This is a genomic window from Celeribacter neptunius, from assembly GCF_900113955.1.
In the GTDB taxonomy this organism is placed as follows: Bacteria; Pseudomonadota; Alphaproteobacteria; order Rhodobacterales; family Rhodobacteraceae; genus Celeribacter; species Celeribacter neptunius.
In genome coordinates this window covers 373,383-394,197 of the sequence record NZ_FORH01000004.1, presented here as the reverse complement: position 1 = coordinate 394,197, position 20,815 = coordinate 373,383, and the positions used below count along the sequence as shown (strand labels likewise).

Genomic DNA, 20,815 nt, shown 5'->3' with positions numbered 1-20,815 from the left:
AGAGTATATCCTGCCCGGTATTCCCAATCAGACGATCCGCACCAGCGCCCCCGTAAAGCCGGTCATTGCCGGTGCCGCCATCAAGAAGGTCATTGCCGTCCTGTCCATACAAACGGTCATTACCGGAGGCACCGTAGATCGCGTCATCGTCGACACCGCCAAATACATAATCCCAGCCTTCTCCACCGGAGAGCTCATCCGAGCCCTCATCGCCATGCACTCGATCATTGTCATCTCCACCGTTCAGAATGTCATCACCCGCGCCGCCAAACAGGCGATCATCGCCGCCACCGCCGTCGCCGATGTCGTTGCCCGCGGCGCCGTAGAGACGGTCGTCCCCAACACCCCCGGAAAGGATGTCGTTACCATCCTGGCCGTAGAGACGATCATTGCCGCTGTCGCCTGCGATCGTATCATCCCCCGTGCCGCCGTAGAGATAGTCCGACCCGAGATCGCCAAACAGTCGGTCATCGCCTTCATCGCCGTGCAAGCGATCGTTGCCTGAACCTCCATAGAGCCGGTCGAGCCCATCGCCGCCAAACAGGCGATCATCATCGTCTTGGCCATACAAGCGGTCCCGATGTCTCCCGCCAAAAAGAAGGTCGTCTTCGCTTCCGCCATAGAGATGGTCCGACCCGTCGTCGCCATAAAGCATGTCTGCGCCGCCATCTCCGCTCAGGCGGTCGTCCCCGAGACCTCCCGATATCCAATCATCACCGGCCTCGCCAAATACGCGGTCGTCCCCATCCTTGCCTGCGATTTTATCGACAAGATCAGAGCCATAAAGAATATCGGCTACTGCTGTCCCATCAATGACACCAGCGGAACGGAGCGCAGGGCGATTGGGGGTAATAAAAGCATTCTGCAGGACCTGATTTTTCGTCAGATCATATCCTGTCGTCGAGGTTATCTCGAGAATGTCGCCATTCAAAACGAGGCCGACGCCCCCCGCAAGAGCAAAGGTTTCGACCCGATCCGCAGTGTAGATCATCGCGTAGTCGGAGAGATCGAGACGGTCTTCCCCGGGTTTGAAATCAGTGATCCGATCCGTAGCCCCATCAGCGGCAAGTACGAAGACATCGCTCCCGTTGCCACCGGTCAGAACATCTGATCCCATCCCGTCGAAAAGGAGATCGTCACCATCTTCTCCAAGCAAAATATCATTCCCCGCTTTGCCGCAAAGCACGTCGTTGAAACCAGTTCCCACCAAAGTGTCAGAAGCTGCGCTACCCCAAAGCGTCTGCCCCCAAGCGCTAACCTCGAACGAGAAGAGAAAGATACCGCCATCAACGCGCGAAGTTGTATAGAGGTTAATCCTCTCTTCATCTTGGGTGAGAGCAAGGCCATCTGCTCCTGCAAGCAACGGAGCGTCGGTGACTCCGATGGTTTCGATCAATACCAGTCTGCCTGACTCGGAAAGAAGAAAGAGGCTAAAACCTTCGTCTCCGCCCCCAGCAATAAGAAAATGTGAGCCTGCAACTTCAAATGAATCGACGAAGCTGGCCGCCTCGAACCGAGTGTTCGACGTATCGAGCACATGATCTACCGGCGTCAATGCGCCATCGTCTTCAAGCAGAAACACTGTCAAAGTTCCGGCATTCGAGCCGCTAGCAAGCACCAGATAGCGCAGGTCGCCGTGGTCAATCAAAGTGAAGGCATTGGGTGTGTTGATACCGATACCTTGCGATGCGCCGCTCCGGGCTATTTCTGTCATCTGAACCGACCCGAGATCGACATCATAAACAACAATATCTGAGGTCGCGCGATCTGCCAGCACCAAGAACTGGCCAAACGCCGTATCGACGAGTTCGAGATCGGCACAAACCACGTTGTTTAAAACTACGGACTGCTTGTTACCGAGCGAACTACTGGTCAAGGCGGCCCAGTGAAGGGAAACTTCTCCTTCGGTACCGGTCGTCAAAATACGCGCAGAATCGACGTCGTCGGGAAGAACAAGAAAGCCACTCAATTCAGAAATCTCTTGAGCGCTACTTTGCAGCATCGTTAGTGAACCGATCTCCCCGGATGCAGAGATCGGGTATGCGTAGAAGTCACCCGCACCCGTGCCACCGGTCAGGATATAGTTCTGGCCGTCTAGTGAGAGACCTGCGCTTTGCCGCATGCCGGCATCGATCATGCCCGAAAGAAACGCCCGCGCACTCAGAAGTTCCAACACGCCCGACGAGGAAATCGCATAGCTCGCGATTCCCCCGCTCGCACCATTCAGAGCAATTGCCACCGGTCCGTGCGGCATGTCCAGAAATAGAAGCTCTCGGATACCGAAATCAAAAACCGGAGAACCGACAATCATATGGCTTCGATATATAAAGCTTCTCATTTCCACCTCCATCAAGCAAGAACATTACAGGAACAAAGTTGCAGATCCCCTAATATTGAAGGAGAGCACGCACCCGGGTTGGAGCGGCCGTGTGCTTTTAAGGAAATTCAATTTTGAACTTCCATCGCAGAATGTTCATTCGCTACAAAGGGATCTTAGGTACGCCAGTTCCGAAGGTTCCAAGATGACGAAAATATCGGTGATCATACCGGCGTATAATGCAGAAGATTTTATAGAAGAATGCCTGCAGAGCGTCGTGCAACAAAACGAGTCCGATCTCCAAATTTGCATTGTGGATGACGGCTCAACCGACGCCACCTTTGATCTCTTGCGACATTGGGCTTCCGCGGATCAAAGGATCGAGTTGGCGAGCCATACCTCCCCGAAGGGCGCGGCGGCGGCCCGCAATCGCGGCATCGAAATGGCTCAGGGTGACTATATCGCCTTTCTGGATGCTGATGATCTCTGGCTACCGGAAAAACTTTCAATGCAACTCATTCATATGGATGAAGCAGAAAGCGCATTTTCCTGCACTGCATACGAACTCTGCGACGCAAAGGGGATGCGTATCGGCAGGCGCCAAGTACCAAAAGAAGTCGATTTCTCTCGGCTCCTGAACAACAATACGATCGGCACATCGACTGTCATGCTGCGCCGGGCATTTCTCTCAAAGCACCGGTTTCCAGATCTCGCATTGCGGCAAGATTTTGCGCTATGGCTACAACTTCTCTCAGGTGCAGCGACATGTTCGGGCCTCAATACAACACTAACACGATACCGACGGCATGGAGCTTCGCTTTCGGCCAACAAATTGAAGGCAGCAAAAGCAACGTGGCAAGTTTACAAATCTCTCCCGAGCCTTTCACGCAGACGGGCTCTACAAAGCTACGCCAACTATTTGGTAAGAACTACATATAAGGCCTTCAGTAGTCACTTCTACTGACGTTCTGGCCGCCCAACGACCAATAGCCTCATGGTTTCAATGACCAGCAACCCCCAGATCAAATTGAGGGCGACAATAGCCCTAATCCTCTTGCCAACCGAAAAAGGCCTCTGCCAAAGCTGGTACATTTCCCTCACCGGCGGAAGAACAGACAGGAGACCCCATGCAATGCGGCGCCCCGGGGCACCTGCAAGAAGCTGTCCACCACGCAGGCGCCTTGCTTTCCGAAACAGTTCATGAAAGCTGGCCCGACAAGGATGGGACACGATCGCTTCGGGCACGTAGCATACCGGCACTGGCACACGTCGACAGAATTCCGCATCCGCACCCGAAAAGCGCTGCGTATCGAAACCGCCAAATTGTGTGAATATCTCACGTGGGATGGCAAGGCTCGCCCCTGCACCATAACCGCGCGAAACATATTGGTCTTGCGGAATACCGCGCACCATATCGAGCGTGGACCAGAGCGTTTCCCGTTTCGGCTCCACCATCTGGACCTGCCCGACCAATATTGCACCCGGCTGTGCCTTATGCGCCTGTAGCAAGACGCTCAGGCAGTCGGGGTGGGGCCGGCAATCCGCATCCGTAAAATACAATAGTCGGCCAACACCCAATGCGGCCCCAAAATTCCGCGCAGCGTAGGAGCCCGGCTTGAGGCATTCGACAAGCTTTGCATTTCGAAGCCATTCCTGCCCCTTCACGCCCTCAGGCACGGGCTCATTCGCGACAATATTGATTGTGAAGCCCGTTTGATCCAATGTCTGTTGGTCGAATGCGTTGAGCAACCCGTAAAGATCTTGCCAGTGCCTGTAGACAGGAACAACGACATCGATTATCTGCCTCTCCTCACTCCCCAAAACCATCTTTCCTCGCCGAGCATAGCCCTTTGCCTTCAGGAGCGCGCATACGCAATAGTTCGATATAGGATTGTGCAATTGCGCGCGGAGCAAAACACATGAGTGCCTCATCAAGCTCCTGCTGGAGAAAGACCGGCACTTCACCATCTGAAGTATCTTTCATCGCTTTGGCTAGCGCCACAGGATCTTTTGGCGGAACCATCAGCCCATATCTCCCATGATCTAGAAGTTCGGCGGGACCCGACGGGCAGTCTGTCGCGACTACCGGGCACCCAACAGTCAATGCTTCCGCAATCGCCAGACCAAAACCCTCCCATTGCGAACTCGATACAAAAAGATCAGCATGCTGCATGTAGGCTTTAGGCGCTTTGACATGACCGCAGAAATTAATACGGCCTTCGAGACCTAGATCAACGGCTTGAAGTTGAAGCTGCTCTTTCAACGGCCCATCGCCGAGTATGAGCAAACGCGCGGATTGTGGCAGCTTCAGCAGCGCGAAAGCCGCAAGAAGAGTTTCATGGTCTTTCTGCGGAACCAACCGGCCACAGGACACAATCGTAAAAGGTCTCCCTTGCGCCGGTGCCAGCCAAGGATGAGGTATGGGCATTCCCTCAAGTTTTACAATGGGAATTGGATTCGGAATCGTCACGACGTGTCGTGCTCGTTTCGTCGGGCTTTTGGGCAAATGCGAGTGTTCAAGGTCCCGAGCCACTCCATCTGAAACGGCAACGAGGTGCTCGACTTGGTGACTCATCAAAAAAGCGATACGGTAGAGTACTTGTCGGAAAAACGACCTCTGAACCGCCTCATGACTTTGAGACGTGTGAAATGTCCAAACCAAAGTTGTCTGCCGCGCACCGGAGAGCCGCCGAGCGAGCAGAGACACGATATCGACATAGGGACGGGCCGTGATCATCAAATCGGGAGGGTTTCGCCGAAGATAAGCGATCAGCGGTAAGAACGCTTGACGTGACCTTTTGCCGACCCGGGTAAGGTTCACACCTTCTGGGATCACAATTTCATCTTTTGCGTCATCAAGAACAAGCAGATCCACCGAATGGCCGAGATCACGAAAACCGCTAGCTAGATCAAGAAATGCGCGCCGGACTCCCCCCCGACTGAGTGCTCCCGCGAAAAGGCAGATCTTCAAACCAGATCGTTCCTCAGCGCCACTCATTACGAAGCCGTCTCAAGTCGAGAAAGGACAAGCTCCAAAAATTCCGGAGACATCTCGTCTCCAAACGCCAAAGTCTCATCAAGGTCCGTCGAGAACATTGGAGTGCACTCCGCCAGATGCGGGAGAAAGTCCCGTTTCAACAATTCATTTGCATCGGAGAAACTATCATGAAAGGCACGCATATCGTCGAAATCCCGATAGAGCGAGCGTTTGGGTAGTCTGCGGAGAGCCGCACCAAACTCCCCGTTCAGAATTCGATCAAGGCGCTTTCGGATCGCGTCATCCGTGTTTCCGCCTCGTGCCAGCAAGCGCTTAAGAATTACGACATCTGGTGGAAAAGAAATGTTTTCCGCTTTCACTCTCGACAACTCACCAAAAGGTATATTCAGCGCCCGTCCGAACGAATCCAGAATATTATTCGAAGAAATTAGGTCCTCGAAACGCAGCACATGCATTTTGTCGAACACCTCAGCCCAGGCTCTGGCCTGACGCAGATAATCGAAGCGGTACCAAAAATTCTCTCGAAAACCAGTAAAATCAACACCATATCGGTTCGACTTCACATGCTCCTGGTAGAGTGAGACACCGTACTCAACCTGGCGCCGAACCACCATTGCGATTTCTACGTTCTCAAAAGGAAAATGAGCGCGCACGTCGCGGATATAATCTAAGCGGGCGGGCCAATAGCTTTCGGGTTTTCCTGGAGTTCGACGCAGCTTGCCGTCGCTCCCTAAACCGACATGGCGAAAGAACGGTTCAGCACTGATGATCGTCACGTCGTAATCGGCAGCTCGTTTTGAAACCTCTCCGAAGAAACGAATCGCATGATCGCGCGTCATTTGCCGATGCGCCTTCGAAAATGCATTGACTATACCCAAATGAGCATAATGGTTTGGCAGTCCGATCAGGTCATAAGAAGGATAGAATACGCCCCGCTCTTCAAGGAGCTCCCGATTGCGTGACAAACCCCGCTGAATTGTCGTCGTTCCGGTTTTATGTGTACCAATGTGCAGGATCAGGCGACCCATCAATCTTCTCCTTGGAATTTGGCAGCGGCGTGCTCCGTTGGGCCATGTATTGCCAACTTCCAGAGTGCCAGAATACGCTCTGGAGCAAAGCGCTCGACCTCACGCAATCCACCCGCACGCAGGTTTTCCTGCCGCCGTGGATCACACATTAGTCTGGCCAGAACTTTGCTCAAATTACGTGCGCGGTCTCCCTCTCCATTCACGAACAAACCACTAGTGCCGTCCTTAACGATGAAATTAAAACCCGAGCAGTCCTCGAAACCAACCACGGGGACGCCATGCGCAAGCGCTTCAGTGATGACCAATCCGAACCCTTCGAACTTCGCCGGATGGGCGAGGATTGACGCCGACAGATAGACCTTTTCAATCTCACGCGTATCGCCCATCAGTGAGACATGACCCGTCAAGCCGAGCTTGCATATGAGTTCGGACAATTCCTCCTGCATGGGCCCGATGCCGTAGATTTTGCACGTCCAATCTGGGAAGTCGTCCTTGAGGTAGGCCCAGGCCTCGATCAACAGACGGTGCTGTTTGACCTCGGCCAACCGCCCAACCGAGATAACTGTATTATCGCGTATGGCCTGTCTCACCAAATCGCTCCGCACCGGTTGCACGGCATTCGGCACCACCAACAAACGCGCACGCAAATGCTCAGGGAACCAATCCTGGAACTCGGGCAACAGGATACCAATCGCGTCGTATCGATCAAGCGCAGCACGTCTGAAGGACCGGTCCACCGGGTTTGGATCCCACCGCTGAGGATTGTCGAAATCCTGCGATGGGACATTGTGCAGGGAAGCAAAGAGCCTTGGGCGATGGGTGAAACGCGCAAGCCCAAGCGCCGTTACTGATGGCGGCAAAAATGCGATCACTGCATCCGGTTGAGTCGCATCTATATGTCGACCAAGTCGCGATTTGAACCCACCATGCATACTCAGCCATTTCAGGCGACGCAAACCGTAGGGCAGCCATTCGGAACGATGCCACTTCATACGCAAACGGTCGATCATTCGACGGATACGCCCGCGTTGCTCATTCGCTGGACGCAGATTGGCTCTCAAAATACCGGGGCGCAAAGGATAGAAAGGTGGCTTTCCTCGCTGCTCATGAGTGACGATTTCAATAGAGTAACCGGCGTCGTGCAGCGCATTCGCTGTCTCGATCAGTACGCGCTCGGCGCCGCCACTCCGCAAGGCAAGCCTGTCAATTACGAAACAGAGTTTGGTTTGACGCATGATAACATCTCCCGCGCGTCGAGCGTCAACGCAAGCCAACCACGTGCTCCAGCTGCTTCCGGACCAACATCGCGATTACATTTTCGGCATTCTTTGATGCCAATTGCAGATCATTTTTTCGAGCCATTTCGCAACATTTCGAAAGTAAATCGCATGCCCGCGATCTTTCGACCAATAGCCCGTTTTCAAACATTGCGGACATGAAGAGCGGAATATTGTCATTGATCCATTTATTGCCCAAAACCTTTTCCATGACGGCAGGGGCAATCGTTTCAGAAGATAAAAAGATCGGTGCTTCAATCGTTAGCCCCGCCTGCAACAGTCGCTCCAAATTCTCATTTCCGAAGGCTCTATCGATATCTGTGTGCGCAGATGTAGATATCATGTAGGGATGCAGGGTAAGCGGCTGGTCGATCAGACTAGCGATTTTCACAAGCATCTCCATCAAACGCCGCTGAACCGCATCATCATGTCCTGCATCCGGAAAGATAAGTGCAGGCCTAAGACCCGAAGAACTCTCGGTCACAAGCGCAAAGGCCGCCGCCTGAAGCCTCAGGTCCTCTTCAAAATCCAGTAGCCGATTGTGATAATATCGGCCTGCGGTCCGAGAGTACCATGGCATCGTGAATACAAACGCATTCTTTGGGAGAATCTGTTCCAATTCACCCGGTTCGCAATGGTGTGGCAGTAGAGCACGGCTCTCCCCCATAACGATAATCAAATCCATGCCTTACCCATTCCTAAGCGATTTTTTTGCCCGGTATAGCGTATATCGGGGGTCCATTCCGAATGCGTGCATACGAAATCCTAACGACACCAACGGCGTTCTGTTGTTCTTAGCAAAACGTGCTGCGACAAAATCCGCTTTTGCTTTTGCACGACGCACAAATTTGACACCAAAACGGTTCAAAGAAGGTCCATGCTTAGAAAATATCGTCTCGTAGCAATCTCGAATTTCTTGCGCATTGCGTCCAACATCGCTCTTGAAATAACAGCAAAGCGCATCGGAACTCTCAGCACTAATTAAGCGCCCCCCACCCCGTACGAAGGAGATAAAATAGTCTAAGTCCTGGAGCCGAGGCAAGCGTTCATCGAAACCGGAAACGAGGTTGAAGGCTTCGCGTGTGCCGAGCAAGGTCCAGAGATACGCCCGTAACCGATCCCCGACGTAAAGATGTTTCAACTGATCACCCGAGGTCGTCTGGGTGACTTTGCGTCGCCTACCACCAACCCATTGCCAGTCATAATTACAGGTGACCCAGATCCGGCTCAGGTCTTGCCCATCATAGACTTGTTTGTAGAGCGTGTTGAACTGTGTTTCGAGCTTCTTCTCGTACCAGGTATCTCCGGCATCAAGCCACGCAATGAAGCGCGCGTCTGAAGCTGACAATAGCGTGTTCCGTGTGGCTGGACGACCACGGTTCTCTGGCTGCTTGATCAATTCTATATCAAGATCGCAGCTACTAATAATCGCTTCTGCACGCCTCAATTCATCTGAGGGGGAACCGTCGTCCACAACGATAACCCGCACTTTGCCACGCCATGTCTGTGCCGCAACCGATCGCAGTGAAAGATCAAGGGCCTCAGCATCGTTAAAATGCGGGATGAGAACATCAAGCAACCGTGTCGTCCTTTTTTCTTCTTTGTCACCGAAAAATACAAGCGTCGGTGGATTTCCTACTACCTGTAATCACGCGCCTTCATGTTGAATTCATGCCGTTCAACGGCTTCCTTCACATCTTCAAAGAACGTCAACGTTCCGTGTTCCAGCACAACACCGCAATCGCACAGATCGGTCAGCATTCGCATATTGTGTGACACGACAATCGCACCACTACCTCGAAGTCGGTCATGCATGAGCGCACTACTTTTCTGTCGGAATGAAGCATCCCCGACAGACGTGACTTCGTCGATGATATACGTATCAAAATCTATCCCGACTGAAACAGCAAATGCCAATCGCGCTTTCATACCCGATGAATAGGTACGCACGGGCATATGGAAATGCTCGCCAAGTTCACAGAAGTCCTCAGTAAATTTATATAGCTCGTCTGTATCAACACCATAGACGCGGGCCACAAATCGAGTGTTTTGGGCACCGGTGAGGGCTCCGTGAAAGGAGCCCGAAAATCCTACCGGCCAAGAAATAGACCCGTGAATTCGTATCCTGCCCATATCGGGCTTCAGACTGCCTGCAATCATGCCCAAAAGTGTAGATTTTCCCGCACCATTCCTGCCCAGAAGCGCAACACTACGCCTGTTGGGAATGTCAAGATTCGCATCCTTGACGATGTATTTGAGCGACCGCCCCGTCCGGTAGGCTTTAGTAAGGTTCTCAAGGTGCAGCATTTATCGTCTATCCCGGAGCGAATAGTAGATCAAAACGCCTATTAGCCAGATAAATAGCGAAAAGAACAGCACAAGACCAATATCACGAATTTTGCGGGGATATTCTGGGCCTTCCGCGAGGGTAGGCTTCACATGCGCAGTCAAATAGCGGCTGCGATGCGCGGCTTCTGCAATTGCTGCATCCAGTCCAGACAGTGCTTGGAGATAGCTCTTCTCTGCAAATTCGACCTCGACACTCAGTTCTTCAAATTGGCCAATCAACTTGGCATAGTTGTTTCCACCATTCTCAGCAGAATTGCCGAATTTTTGCCTTTGAAGCAAGATTTGCCTCTCAATCACTTCAATTTTTCTGTCCAATTGATCGATACGAGGATCTGGACGAGCCGTCGTCATCTCGATCATCCCACGATCGATCAACGCCTGCGTCAACTGTTCCTGCAGGTTTGAGATCACGCCCATTTGCCCGCTCAGATCGGCTTCCGGATCAATTATTTGTGTCGTACTTCGAAACTTAGCAAGATTACTGCGCGCCTCTTTCAACCGGTCGACCGCCTGTGCGAGCTCGACGCGTGCGTATCGCGTCGCGTCATCGCGTGCGCTCGATGTCAACTCATTAATCATCTTGCTACTCAGATCGAACAATTCAGTTGCAATAAGCCGCGCTGTCTTCGGATCAAAAGCGCGCACTTCAATCTCGAGAATGCCTGCGCCGCCATCATAGGTCACCGAGACAATGCGGTTCCAATAGGATACCAGCTCCTCGATGGTCGCATCGCGTTTCAGGCAATAAAGAAAATCGAAAATCCCGCTTGGGCAGCCGTAAAGCACACTCAAATTAAGCTGACGATCTAGCTCTTCGACAAGTGTCTGACTGTGAACGAAATCAGCCAAAATTTCGGAATCAAGGCTATCCGCCCCACCCAGCTGGCTGACGCCTCCCAGAAATTCCAGCGCGGGAGTCGTTTCAGCGCTACGAACAGAAAAGCTCACCCTTGATGCATATTGATCCCGAGCAAAAAATGACAGGTAGATCAGTGACAGCATAACTGGGAAAATAGTACATATCACAAAAGAGACGAGAAGCAGGTTATGTCGTTTTTTCCGTTTTGCAGGTTTCGCTGCAGGCCGGATCACAGTTGGCGTCCGGCCGTCCGACGGAGTACTGGACCGATCAGGCCGAATTGCTAGCTTCCCGCTCAATTTTTCTGCTCCAGGTGGTTTTCGATGCGGCCATTCTGCTGCAAAACTATATCCACCACATCTGGTTCTGTGATACAACTCAAACGAACATAAACAACGAAGGTTGACATGAAGCGCATTGAGAGACAGGCGACTCTCGTCTATGCAGGCCGGACAATTTCGGCTCTGATGCTTCGTGAAATGTCGACAAATTATGGTCGTGCTCCAGGCGGATACATCTGGGCCATTCTCGAGCCGATCGCCGGCATCGCTTTGATCACGCTGTTGTTTTCCTTTGTCCTCAGACAACCCCCGATCGGGGACAATTTCCCTCTGTTCTATGCCTCAGGCATCCTGCCATTCACAATGTACAAGGATCTGTCTGCAAAGATCGGTCGCTCTGTGTCGTTCAGTGAAAAGTTGCTCACCTACCCGATGGTAACCCATGCGGATGCGATCCTCGCACGCCTTTTCCTCAACGCCTTCACACAAATGGTAATCTTTGTCATTCTGCTCGGCGCAATTTTGATTTTCGGAAAGATCCCCTTGCGCCAACTTGACCCTGGGATCATGGCTCTCTCGTTGAGTGGGGTTTTTGTATTTTCCTTCGGGGTGGGAACCTTCAACGCATTTTTGTTTGAGAAATTTCCAGTTTGGGATCAAATCTGGGGCATCCTGAATAGGCCGATGTTTCTGATTTCATCTGTCTTTTTCCTATTTGAAAGCACACCTGCTGCTTTCCAAAAACTGCTTTGGTTCAACCCGCTCGTACATATTATCGGCTTGATGAGACGCGGCCTCTATCCCAGCTATGATGCAAATTTTATCTCTCTCACTTACATTTTTGGCCCGCCGCTCGCCCTTGCCGCGCTGGGGCTTATCCTGCTTAGGGCAGTCTACAGCGCGAATTGACACAGCTTGGCTTCAGTGACTACACAACATCGGCACTTGCATAAATGTTCCTTTTATACGGGCGGACACTATCCTACTGTTCATACCCAACGGGTTTTGGTGGGGTGAGCTCGCTCCCCGAATTTCGGACCCTCATATATGCTACGATTTGAAGTCTGCTGATCTTCGACGAGAAGGAGACTGGGACCTTGTCCGCCATCGGTCCGAGGACGATGGTCGAGTGGAGGCAGACTTCTACGTCGACGCACTGAACGAGGCCATTCACAAGTTCAGACCGCCCGAGATCATGAATATTGCCCGAGGACCCCGGTTCACGTCCTTCGCCTGGACGGATCGGCTCCGCCGGTCTGGCGTGCGGATCTCCCTCTCGGCGATGGAGGAATGGAAAAGGCCGGTTCCTCGACAAAGGCGGCCATTCGGAACCGGAGGACCTTCCACAACCATCAGCGCCCTCACTCAGCCCTCGGCGGCAAGCCACCGGCGCTGGCCCATTGGCAGAAAAGGATATCAACCAGCCCGATCGGCAGGTACGTCGAGCAGCTTTAATTATGCCAAATCCTGTCCAAGAGATGCGGCGTGGATCATGATTCAGCCTGTTGTACACACCGCGTGCCAAACTCCGGAACACAAAAGAATGCCGCACCCAAAGGCGCGGCATTCTTTGATTTTACTCTGAGAGACACCTTTAAGCGTCCAGGTTTTCCACGTTCAGCGCGTTGTCCTGGATGAATTCGCGGCGCGGTTCGACGACGTCGCCCATCAGCTTGGTGAAAATGTCGTCCGCCTCGGCGAAGTCCTCGACTTTCACCTGCAACAGCGTGCGGGCTTCCGGGTCGAGCGTGGTTTCCCAGAGCTGATCGGGGTTCATTTCGCCCAGGCCTTTGTAGCGCTGGATCGACAGGCCCTTTTCGCCCTCCTCCAAGATGGCATTCAAGAGATCGATCGGACCGTAGATCGCGGTCTCACGATCCTTGCGCACCAGTCTCGAGGGTTCCTTGTAGCGCCCCTCGGTGGCGACGACTTCCTGATTGATCCGGCGGGCTTCGCCACCTCTGAGGATCGCGCCATCGAGCGTGCGAACCTCTTCGACACCGCGCAGCACGCGGGTCAGACGGATACCGACATCCTGCGTCGGGCGCCCGGTCCAGCCGCGCTCGTATTCGAGTGCGATCATGTCGAGACGGCGCGCCACCGCCTCTGCCGTGCCCGGCAGGTCGGCGTCCACCCGGCCCGGCTCAAACGCCCCGGCCAAAGCCGCCTGCTCGACGATGTGACGCGGGTAATGGGTCGGGAAGGCCTCGAGAATGCGTTTGAAGCTGCGCGCGCCCTCGACCACACGGGACAGATCGGCGCCTGCGATCTCCTCGCCGGATTTGAGCCGCAGCACGGCCCCCTCGACGCCCTGCTGGATGAGGTATTCCTCCATCGCCGCCTGATCCTTGAGATAGACCTCGGACTTGCCGCGCGCGACCTTGTAGAGCGGCGGCTGGGCGATGAAGAGATGCCCCGCCTCGATGAGCTGCGGCATCTGCCGGAAGAAGAAGGTGAGAAGCAGGGTGCGGATGTGGGCGCCGTCGACGTCGGCGTCGGTCATGATGACGATCTTGTGGTAGCGCAGCTTGTCGAGATTGAACTCGTCGCGACCAATGCCGGTGCCCAGAGCCATCACCAGGTTGCCGATCTCCTGCGAGCCGAGCATCCGGTCAAAACGCGCGCGTTCGACGTTGAGGATCTTGCCCTTGAGCGGCAGGATCGCCTGCGTGCGGCGGTCACGTCCGGTCTGGGCGGAGCCACCGGCAGAATCACCCTCGACGAGAAAGACTTCGGTCTGGGACGGGTCTTTTTCGGAACAATCCTTGAGCTTGCCGGAAAGGAAATTCACATCGAGCGCCGATTTGCGCCGGGTGAGTTCGCGGGCCTTGCGCGCCGCCTCGCGGGCCAGCGCCGCCTCGACAATCTTCGAGACGATCATCTTCGCCTCGTTCGGGTTCTCGTCCATCCATTCGGTGAGCTTTTCGCCGACGAGGTTCTCCACCGCCGGGCGCACCTCGGAAGACACCAGCTTGTCCTTGGTCTGGGACGAGAATTTCGGATCGGGCACTTTCACGGAGAGCACGCAGGTCAGGCCTTCGCGCGCATCGTCACCGGTGAAATTGACCTTTTCCTTTTTCGCGATGCCGCTCTCCTGCGCGTATTTCGTCAGCGTCCGGGTCAGCGCGCCGCGGAAGCCCGCGAGGTGCGTGCCACCGTCGCGCTGCGGAATGTTGTTGGTAAAGGGCAGGACGTTCTCGTGGTAGCTGTCGTTCCACCACATCGCCACTTCGACGCCGATATCGTCACGCTCGCCGGTGACGAAGATCGGCTCCGGCATCATCGAGGTCTTGTGACGGTCGAGATATTTGACGAATTCCTTCACGCCGCCGTCGTAGTAGAGCTCCGTGCGCAGCGGCTCCGCCGGGCGTTCGTCCTCAAGGATGATCCGCACCCCGGAGTTCAGGAAGGCCAGCTCGCGCAGGCGTTTCTCCAGCGTCTCGAAAGAATAGTCCAGGTTCGAAAACGTGCCCTCGGGATCGGTGGTCTTGGCAGAGGCGAGGAAGCGCACCTCGGTGCCGGTCTCGTCACCGGCATCGCCGATCACTTCGAGATGCTCGGAGGTCTCGCCCTTGACGAAGCGCGCCTTGTGGATCTTGCCATTGCGCCAGACCTTGAGTTCGAGCCATTCGGAAAGCGCGTTCACCACCGAGACGCCCACCCCGTGCAGACCGCCGGAGACCTTGTAGGAGTTGCTGTCGAATTTGCCGCCGGCGTGCAGCTGGGTCATGATGACCTCGGCCGCCGAGACGCCCTCTTCGGCATGCATATCGGTCGGAATTCCGCGGCCGTTGTCACGCACGGAAACCGAACTGTCCTTGTGGATTTTCACCGTCACATAGTCGGCGTGGCCCGCCAGAGCCTCGTCGATGCCGTTGTCCACGACCTCATAGACCATGTGGTGCAGACCGGAACCGTCATCCGTGTCCCCGATATACATCCCGGGACGTTTGCGTACGGCCTCCAAGCCTTTGAGAACCTTGATGGAATCTGCGCCGTATTCGGAGGGCTGCTGCGTGTCTTCGGACATTCGAAAATCCTTGTTATTTCCTGCGTAATTTATACGCGAGCACGGCAGGGATGTCACGTGAATGACACGGAAAAATCCCGCGAGTCGCCCTGTGGAAAACCCGGGCGGTCCGGTTCACACGAACGGCAGGATCAGACCCACGAAAATGAGCAGGCTCCCGGCCGAGATATTCATTCGTCTGAGCGCCTTGGGAGAGGTCATGATCGCCCGCACCGCCCCCACGGAGGCGCCCAGGATCAGATTGCCGATGAGCGGGATCACAGCGGAAATCGCACAGATCGCGACGATATCCGGCACGCTCAGAGATGACAGATCGAAGAACCCCGGCAGGAACCCCATGTAGAACAGGATCGCTTTCGGATTGCCCAAGATACAGATCAGCCCGGCGACAAACCCGGCCCACATGCCGGGGCGGGTGAGACGGCTGTCGGCGGCGATGGTCTTGTCGGCATGACGAATGAGCAGCGCCCCCATGGCGATGAACATCACCACCGCGATCCAGCGCATCACGGTCAGAAACCCCGCGAATTCCGAGAGGATCCAGGAGACGCCAAGAATGGCCAGCAGCGACCAGAGCGCATCGCCGATCACCACGCCCAGGGCCAGAGGCCAGGCGGCCTGAAACCCGCCCGAAAGCGCGCGTGCCAGCATGGCAAGCCACACCGGACCCGGGGTCAGGAACAGGATCAGAAGCGCAAAGGCATAGAGGCCGAGATCGCCGATGGAAATGCTCATAGGTGTTCCTTTACCCGCGAAGCGCCATCCGCGTCGGAGACTTCGAAAGCCGCGGCGCGCGGACCCAGCTCGGCAAAGAGCTCCGGCCCGGTGCCGGTCATGAAGGCCTGCGCCCCAAGTGCACAGATTTCGTCATAGAGCGCGGCGCGGCGGGTGGCATCGAGATGTGCGGCGACCTCATCGAGAAGCAAGATCGGCGCGGCGCCGAAATCCTCGGCCAATGCCCGGCCATTGGCGAGAATGAGCGAAATCAGCAGCGCCTTTTGCTCACCGGTCGAACACTGATCCGCGGGCACGCCCTTTTTCGTGTAGATCGCCGCCAGATCGGCACGGTGCGGGCCAATCAACGTCCGGCCCGCTGCCAGATCGCGCGGACGCCCATCCCGGAACGCGGCCAGCAGATCGCCCTCGGCAATCGGCAGCTCCGCATCGTCGGAGGCCCGGAGCGTCAGCTCGGCGGAAGGAAAGGCGGTCTCCGCCCCGTCCTGCGCCTCGGCGAGACGATGCAGGGCCGAAAGGCGGTTGGCCATGATCAGGGCGCCATGTTCGGCCATCTGCGTCTCGAGCGCGGCATACCAATGGGCATCGCGCACCATGTCCTTCAACAACCGGTTGCGCTCCCGCATCGCCTTTTCATAGGCCAGAACCGCCTCGGCGTGGCGTGGCTCGAATGACATCACCATACGGTCGAGAAACCGCCGCCGCCCCTCCGGCGCCTCGATCCAGAGCCGGTCCATCGCCGGAATGAGCCAGACCACCCGGGCAATGCGGCCGAGCGCCACCTGCGCGGCCGGTTTGCCATCGATGCGGACAGAGCGTGAGGTGCCGGGCTCGGCCCAGGTTTCGACCTCGTGCACCTGATGCAGCGACTGCAGATCGGCGCGGATTTTCCAGCCCAGAGCCTCGGGCTTGCGGGCAATCTCATCGGGGCTGGCGCGTCTGAGACCCCGCCCCGGCGACAGCATCGACACGGCTTCGAGAATATTGGTCTTGCCCGCGCCATTCGGCCCCCAAATGGCGACAGGCCGCCCGTCCAGTTCGAGACGTGCGGCCCTGTGGGAGCGGAAATGCGACAGGCTCAGCTCTTCTATGAACAGGCCACCCATCGCGCCTCACTCGCAAAATATTGCAGGGACAGGCTCACACCCGCATCGGCATGACGACATAGACGGCGGAGGTGTCATTGCCCTCGCGCATCAGCGTCGGGTCACCCGAGGAGTTGAACAGGAAGACGGCGTTTTCGCGATCCACCTGCGAGGCGATCTCCAACAGGTATTTGGCGTTGAAGCCGATCTCGAGACGCTCGTCATTATAGGCGACCGCGAGCTCTTCCTCGGCGGCGCCACTATCGGGCGCGTTGACGGAAAGCGTCAGCTTGTCTTCCTCGAGCGTCAGCTTCACCGCGCGGGACCGTTCGGAGGACACGGTGGCCACACGGTCGACCGCCTTGGCGAATTCGGCGGCATCGACTTCGAGCTGGCGGGTGTTGCCGACCGGAATGACCCGGGTGTAATCGGGGAACGTGCCGTCGATGACTTTCGAGGTCAGCGTGATCTCCGGCGTGGCGAAACGCACTTTCGCCTCGGAGACGGACACGGCGATCTGCATCTCGTCGTCATCGAGAAGCTTGCGCAGCTCGCCCACGGTCTTGCGTGGCACGATCACGCCGGGCATATCGCCGGCCTCCGGCGGCAGCGCCGCATCGATCCGTGCCAGACGGTGACCATCGGTGGCAACGCATCGCAGCGCCTTGCCATTCTCGCTGTCGGCGACATGCATGTAGACACCGTTCAGGTAATACCGGGTCTCTTCGGTCGAAATGGCGAATTTCGACTTGTCGAACAGCCGACGCAGCACCGGTGCGGGCACCGCGAAATTGCTGTCATATTCGGCCGAGGCCATGACCGGAAAATCTTCTTTCGGCAGGGTGGCGAGCGAGAAATTCGACCGCCCGGCCTCGACCGTCAGGCGTCCGTTGGCGCCATCGTCGGTGAGCTGAACCATCGCGCCGTCGGGCAGTTTGCGGACAATTTCATGGAGCGTCACGGCAGAGACAGTGGTGGCCCCGGCGCGCTCGACCATGGCGGCGCATTTGTCGACCACTTCGATGTCCAAATCGGTGGCGCGGAAGGACACGGTGTCACCCTCCGCCTCGATCAGCACATTGGCCAGGATCGGAATGGTGTTCCGGCGCTCGACGACAGATTGCGCCTGACCGACGGCTTTCAAAAGCGTGCCGCGTTCGATGCTGATTTTCATACCACCCTCGTATGTCTCTTGAGCCGGGACGCAGAAGGTAAACGATCCTTCGCCGGGCGCAATAGTTTGTTTGGTCTGACTGTGTTGTTTACAGCCCAGATCGTCAAGAGACGCGCGCACCGCCAACGACATTTGTCGCGGCGGTGCGGCGCTTTTGAATCAATCTGACCCGGTTCGGGAAATTCGCTTCAGGCCTCGAGCAGACGGCGCAGCATCTCCAGATCGTCGGCGATCTGGCTGTCGGTGCCTTTGAGCTCTTCGATCCGCTTGACCCCGTGCATGACGGTGGTGTGATCGCGCCCGCCGAAGCGACGGCCGATTTCCGGCAAGGAACGCGTGGTCATGTGCTTGGCAAGATACATCGCCACCTGACGCGGCCGGGCGATCGAGCGCACCCGTTTCGGCCCGATCATGTCCGACAGACGAATGGCGTAATGTTCGGACACCTTGCGCTGGATCTCTTCCACCGTGACCTTGCGCTCGGAGGCTTTCAGGATGTCGGCGAGACATTCCTGGGTCAGGTCGAGATCGATCTCGCGCCCGACGAGCGAGGCAAAGGCAAAGAGCCGCATCAGCGCGCCTTCGAGCACACGCACGTTGGTCGAAATGCGATGGGCGAGGAATTCGAGAACCCCGTCGGCGAATTTCAGATCCGGATATTGGCCGCGATAGCTGTCCGCCTTGGTCTGCAGAATGCCGAGCCGCAGCTCGTAATCGGTCGGGTGCAGATCGACCACGAGACCGCATTGCAGACGCGATTTGATCCGGTCCTCGAGCCCGACGATCTCGCCCGGGGCGCGGTCGGCGGAGATGATGATCTGTTTGTTCTGATCCACGAGCGCGTTGAACGTGTGGAAGAACTCTTCCTGGGTGCTGTCCTTGCCGGCGATGAATTGCACGTCATCGACCATCAGCACATCGACCGAGCGGAAGATCTGCTTGAAATCGATCATCTGGCGATCGCGCAGCGCCTGGACGAAGCGATACATGAATTGCTCGGCGGACAGATAGAGCACACGCAGCTCGGGATCGCGCTGACGGATTTCATGGGCGATGGCGTGCATCAGATGGGTCTTCCCGAGGCCGACGCCACCATAGAGAAACAGCGGATTGAACGTGACCGGACCGCCTTCGGCGACACGGCGCGCCGCAGCATGGGCCAGCTCGTTGGGTTTGCCGACAACGAAATTGTCAAAGGTGAACCGCGGGTCGAGCGGCGCACCGGGCAGATCGGCGGCAGGGAGATCGGGCATCTCGGGCGCCGCCTCTTTCACCTTGGGAGCGGGGCTTGCCTTCTGGGTCTGAACCGGCACGGACGCCGGCGCCGCAGCGCCACGGCTCTGATGCGGCTCGACCGTGAATTCAACCCGCGAGGCCGATGCATTGGCCGCCTTCAGATGAGACAGGATGGTTTCGGAAAAATTGCGCGACACCCAATTCGCCATAAAGCTCGTCGGCACCGAGAACACCGCCACGCCATTGTCCACTTTCTTCAAGTCCAGCGGCTCGATCCAGTTCGCGTAGTTATTGCGGCCCACGCTTTCGAGAAGTTGCTGCTTAACACGTCCCCACGTATCGTTTTTCATTTTGTTTCTTCGACCCATTATCGTTGTTATGCGATGCCGATTTTTCTCGACATCGGGTCTCGGCAGATGCCCGCAAAGACCACGGCTCTCGCGCCTCAAACCGTCTCGGGTCACGAATGGGACAGACAAAGGTGCTGACCCTGCAACACCCTCACAAAGTTGCAGTTTGGCCTACACCAGCCCCATTCGATCTTGTGCACAGGCTAAAGACTCTTCGCGCTCAAAAAGGCCTCCCCCTTTCGAACATGAAGACTCCGCAACCTGCGGCACGGGTATGATGGACAGACCGAACACGGTCTCAGCCAGAGGCCAAGGCTCGATGTTCAGACAGCTCTCTGCCGGATACCCCTATCCAGCAATGAGCCTCAAAGACGCACGCAATCGACAAAAGGAAACCCTTTGGAAAAGTGGCATGCTTTTCCCGTTAAACCCTTTACCGTCGAAAGCGACACGTTCCTTGAATGTCCCCCCAAGACGACGTGAATCGCACATGTAAGCTAGCAACCCTGAGAGCAGAGTCGCAATCGATCTTCGCGCTTGACTCTGTCTTTCCCAAAACCGAATCCGAAAAGCTCAATGACTCTGTATGAGACGTGGCGATTTTGTCTCAATCGACAGGACATCCGGGATTTTTTTGATCTCGGGAATTGTCAGATCTGCGCGAGATTTGCTAGCCGCGGCCCCCCTGTGAGATTCGCTGCAGAGCCGCGAAAATTTGCGCCGAAACGCCCGAAATCCAGACAATAAAAAAACGCGCCCGAAGGCGCGTTTTCTTTTCAATTCAAAATCTTGGTCTTAGCCGAGGGCTTTGACGCGTGCCGCCAGACGGGAGATTTTGCGCGCTGCGGTGTTCTTGTGAACCACACCTTTGGTGACGCCGCGCATCAGCTCCGGCTGAGCGTTTTTCAGAGCGTCCTGAGCAACGGCTTTGTCACCGGAAGCAATGGCTTCCTCGACTTTGCGCAGGTAAGTGCGGATGCGGGAACGACGGGCTTTGTTGACGTCGTTGCGACGGACGGCCTGACGGGCGCGCTTCTTGGACTGGGGCGAATTTGCCATGATCTTTTTCCTCTTCGAGGTCGTGTTTCAATTTCGC

The 20,815-nt window shown here is 56.0% G+C and carries 17 protein-coding genes; 2 read left to right on the top strand and 15 right to left on the bottom strand.

Annotated features, from left to right (window positions below):
• Positions 1-2,338 (bottom strand): calcium-binding protein (locus BM151_RS12885; protein ID WP_177213133.1); only part of this gene is annotated, 2,338 nt, incomplete at its 3' end.
• 184 nt (positions 2,339-2,522) lie between these two features.
• Here BM151_RS12885 and BM151_RS12880 point away from each other — a divergent pair.
• Positions 2,523-3,281, top strand: a complete 759-nt coding sequence (locus tag BM151_RS12880) for a glycosyltransferase family 2 protein (protein ID WP_177213132.1) — start codon at positions 2,523-2,525, stop codon at positions 3,279-3,281.
• Here BM151_RS12880 and BM151_RS12875 read toward each other — a convergent pair.
• The 8 genes from BM151_RS12875 to BM151_RS12835 are packed head-to-tail and all read right to left on the bottom strand — an operon-like array spanning position 3,275 to position 11,061.
• Positions 3,275-4,144, bottom strand: a complete 870-nt coding sequence (locus tag BM151_RS12875; RefSeq protein WP_218151363.1) for a glycosyltransferase family 2 protein — start codon at positions 4,142-4,144, stop codon at positions 3,275-3,277. The genes BM151_RS12880 and BM151_RS12875 overlap by 7 nt on opposite strands.
• Positions 4,128-5,288, bottom strand: coding sequence for a glycosyltransferase (locus BM151_RS21460; RefSeq protein ID WP_177213130.1), 1,161 nt, complete (start codon positions 5,286-5,288; stop codon positions 4,128-4,130). The genes BM151_RS12875 and BM151_RS21460 overlap by 17 nt, the downstream gene beginning before the upstream one ends.
• A 26-nt stretch (positions 5,289-5,314) precedes the next feature.
• Positions 5,315-6,343 (bottom strand): hypothetical protein, encoded by a 1,029-nt coding sequence (locus BM151_RS12860; protein ID WP_090061121.1) that lies wholly within the window; start codon positions 6,341-6,343, stop codon positions 5,315-5,317.
• The gene (locus BM151_RS12855; protein ID WP_090061120.1) at positions 6,343-7,578 is read right to left on the bottom strand and encodes a glycosyltransferase; all 1,236 of its coding nucleotides are present in this window, start codon (positions 7,576-7,578) and stop codon (positions 6,343-6,345) included. The genes BM151_RS12860 and BM151_RS12855 overlap by 1 nt, the downstream gene beginning before the upstream one ends.
• Before the next feature lie 25 nt (positions 7,579-7,603).
• Positions 7,604-8,305, bottom strand: coding sequence for a hypothetical protein (locus tag BM151_RS12850; RefSeq protein ID WP_090061119.1), 702 nt, complete (start codon positions 8,303-8,305; stop codon positions 7,604-7,606).
• 3 nt (positions 8,306-8,308) lie between these two features.
• On the bottom strand, positions 8,309-9,199 hold the full coding sequence (locus BM151_RS12845) for a glycosyltransferase family 2 protein (protein WP_090061118.1): 891 nt from the start codon (positions 9,197-9,199) through the stop codon (positions 8,309-8,311).
• Positions 9,200-9,258: 59 nt separating this feature from the next.
• A complete protein-coding gene (locus BM151_RS12840) occupies positions 9,259-9,927 on the bottom strand; it encodes an ABC transporter ATP-binding protein (RefSeq protein ID WP_090061117.1) in 669 nt (222 codons plus the stop codon).
• Complete coding sequence (locus tag BM151_RS12835) at positions 9,928-11,061, bottom strand: KpsE/RkpR family capsule polysaccharide export protein (RefSeq protein WP_177213129.1); 1,134 nt, start codon at positions 11,059-11,061, stop codon at positions 9,928-9,930.
• A 174-nt stretch (positions 11,062-11,235) separates the two neighbouring features.
• Between BM151_RS12835 and BM151_RS12825 the strand changes: the two genes are divergently transcribed.
• The gene (locus tag BM151_RS12825; protein WP_090061114.1) at positions 11,236-12,018 is read left to right on the top strand and encodes an ABC transporter permease; all 783 of its coding nucleotides are present in this window, start codon (positions 11,236-11,238) and stop codon (positions 12,016-12,018) included.
• Between the two features lie 685 nt (positions 12,019-12,703).
• On the opposite strand, the gene gyrB is transcribed toward BM151_RS12825, so the two are convergent.
• The 6 genes from gyrB to rpsT all read right to left on the bottom strand — a co-directional run bounded on the left by gyrB (position 12,704) and on the right by rpsT (position 20,778).
• Entirely contained in the window at positions 12,704-15,139 is a 2,436-nt protein-coding gene (gyrB, locus tag BM151_RS12820; protein WP_090061113.1) for a DNA topoisomerase (ATP-hydrolyzing) subunit B, read from the bottom strand.
• Positions 15,140-15,253: 114 nt separating this feature from the next.
• Complete coding sequence (locus BM151_RS12815) at positions 15,254-15,874, bottom strand: LysE family translocator (RefSeq protein ID WP_090061112.1); 621 nt, start codon at positions 15,872-15,874, stop codon at positions 15,254-15,256.
• Positions 15,871-16,980 (bottom strand): DNA replication/repair protein RecF, encoded by a 1,110-nt coding sequence (gene recF, locus BM151_RS12810; RefSeq protein ID WP_090061111.1) that lies wholly within the window; start codon positions 16,978-16,980, stop codon positions 15,871-15,873. Before recF ends, BM151_RS12815 begins: the two co-directional genes overlap by 4 nt.
• A gap of 34 nt (positions 16,981-17,014) precedes the next feature.
• Positions 17,015-18,133 (bottom strand): DNA polymerase III subunit beta, encoded by a 1,119-nt coding sequence (gene dnaN / locus BM151_RS12805; protein WP_090061110.1) that lies wholly within the window; start codon positions 18,131-18,133, stop codon positions 17,015-17,017.
• 188 nt (positions 18,134-18,321) lie between these two features.
• Positions 18,322-19,719 carry a chromosomal replication initiator protein DnaA gene (gene dnaA, locus BM151_RS12800; protein ID WP_218151362.1) on the bottom strand — a complete coding sequence of 466 codons (1,398 nt, stop codon included), beginning with the start codon at positions 19,717-19,719 and terminating at the stop codon, positions 18,322-18,324.
• 795 nt (positions 19,720-20,514) lie between these two features.
• Entirely contained in the window at positions 20,515-20,778 is a 264-nt protein-coding gene (gene rpsT, locus BM151_RS12795) for a 30S ribosomal protein S20 (RefSeq protein WP_090061108.1), read from the bottom strand.
• Positions 20,779-20,815: the final 37 nt, after the last annotated feature.

Excerpts from the sequence above, each read along its gene's own strand:
- rpsT (WP_090061108.1), bottom strand. The coding sequence starts at position 20,778 with ATGGCAAATTCGCCCCAGTCCAAGAAGCGCGCCCGTCAGGCCGTCCGT.
- BM151_RS12855 (WP_090061120.1), bottom strand. The coding sequence starts at position 7,578 with ATGCGTCAAACCAAACTCTGTTTCGTAATTGACAGGCTTGCCTTGCGG.
- BM151_RS12875 (WP_218151363.1), bottom strand. The coding sequence starts at position 4,144 with ATGGTTTTGGGGAGTGAGGAGAGGCAGATAATCGATGTCGTTGTTCCT.
- recF (WP_090061111.1), bottom strand. The coding sequence starts at position 16,980 with ATGGGTGGCCTGTTCATAGAAGAGCTGAGCCTGTCGCATTTCCGCTCC.
- BM151_RS12860 (WP_090061121.1), bottom strand. The coding sequence starts at position 6,343 with ATGGGTCGCCTGATCCTGCACATTGGTACACATAAAACCGGAACGACG.
- dnaA (WP_218151362.1), bottom strand. The coding sequence starts at position 19,719 with ATGAAAAACGATACGTGGGGACGTGTTAAGCAGCAACTTCTCGAAAGC.
- BM151_RS12815 (WP_090061112.1), bottom strand. The coding sequence starts at position 15,874 with ATGAGCATTTCCATCGGCGATCTCGGCCTCTATGCCTTTGCGCTTCTG.
- BM151_RS12850 (WP_090061119.1), bottom strand. The coding sequence starts at position 8,305 with ATGGATTTGATTATCGTTATGGGGGAGAGCCGTGCTCTACTGCCACAC.
- dnaN (WP_090061110.1), bottom strand. The coding sequence starts at position 18,133 with ATGAAAATCAGCATCGAACGCGGCACGCTTTTGAAAGCCGTCGGTCAG.
- BM151_RS12880 (WP_177213132.1), top strand. The coding sequence starts at position 2,523 with ATGACGAAAATATCGGTGATCATACCGGCGTATAATGCAGAAGATTTT.
- gyrB (WP_090061113.1), bottom strand. The coding sequence starts at position 15,139 with ATGTCCGAAGACACGCAGCAGCCCTCCGAATACGGCGCAGATTCCATC.
- BM151_RS12825 (WP_090061114.1), top strand. The coding sequence starts at position 11,236 with ATGAAGCGCATTGAGAGACAGGCGACTCTCGTCTATGCAGGCCGGACA.
- BM151_RS12840 (WP_090061117.1), bottom strand. The coding sequence starts at position 9,927 with ATGCTGCACCTTGAGAACCTTACTAAAGCCTACCGGACGGGGCGGTCG.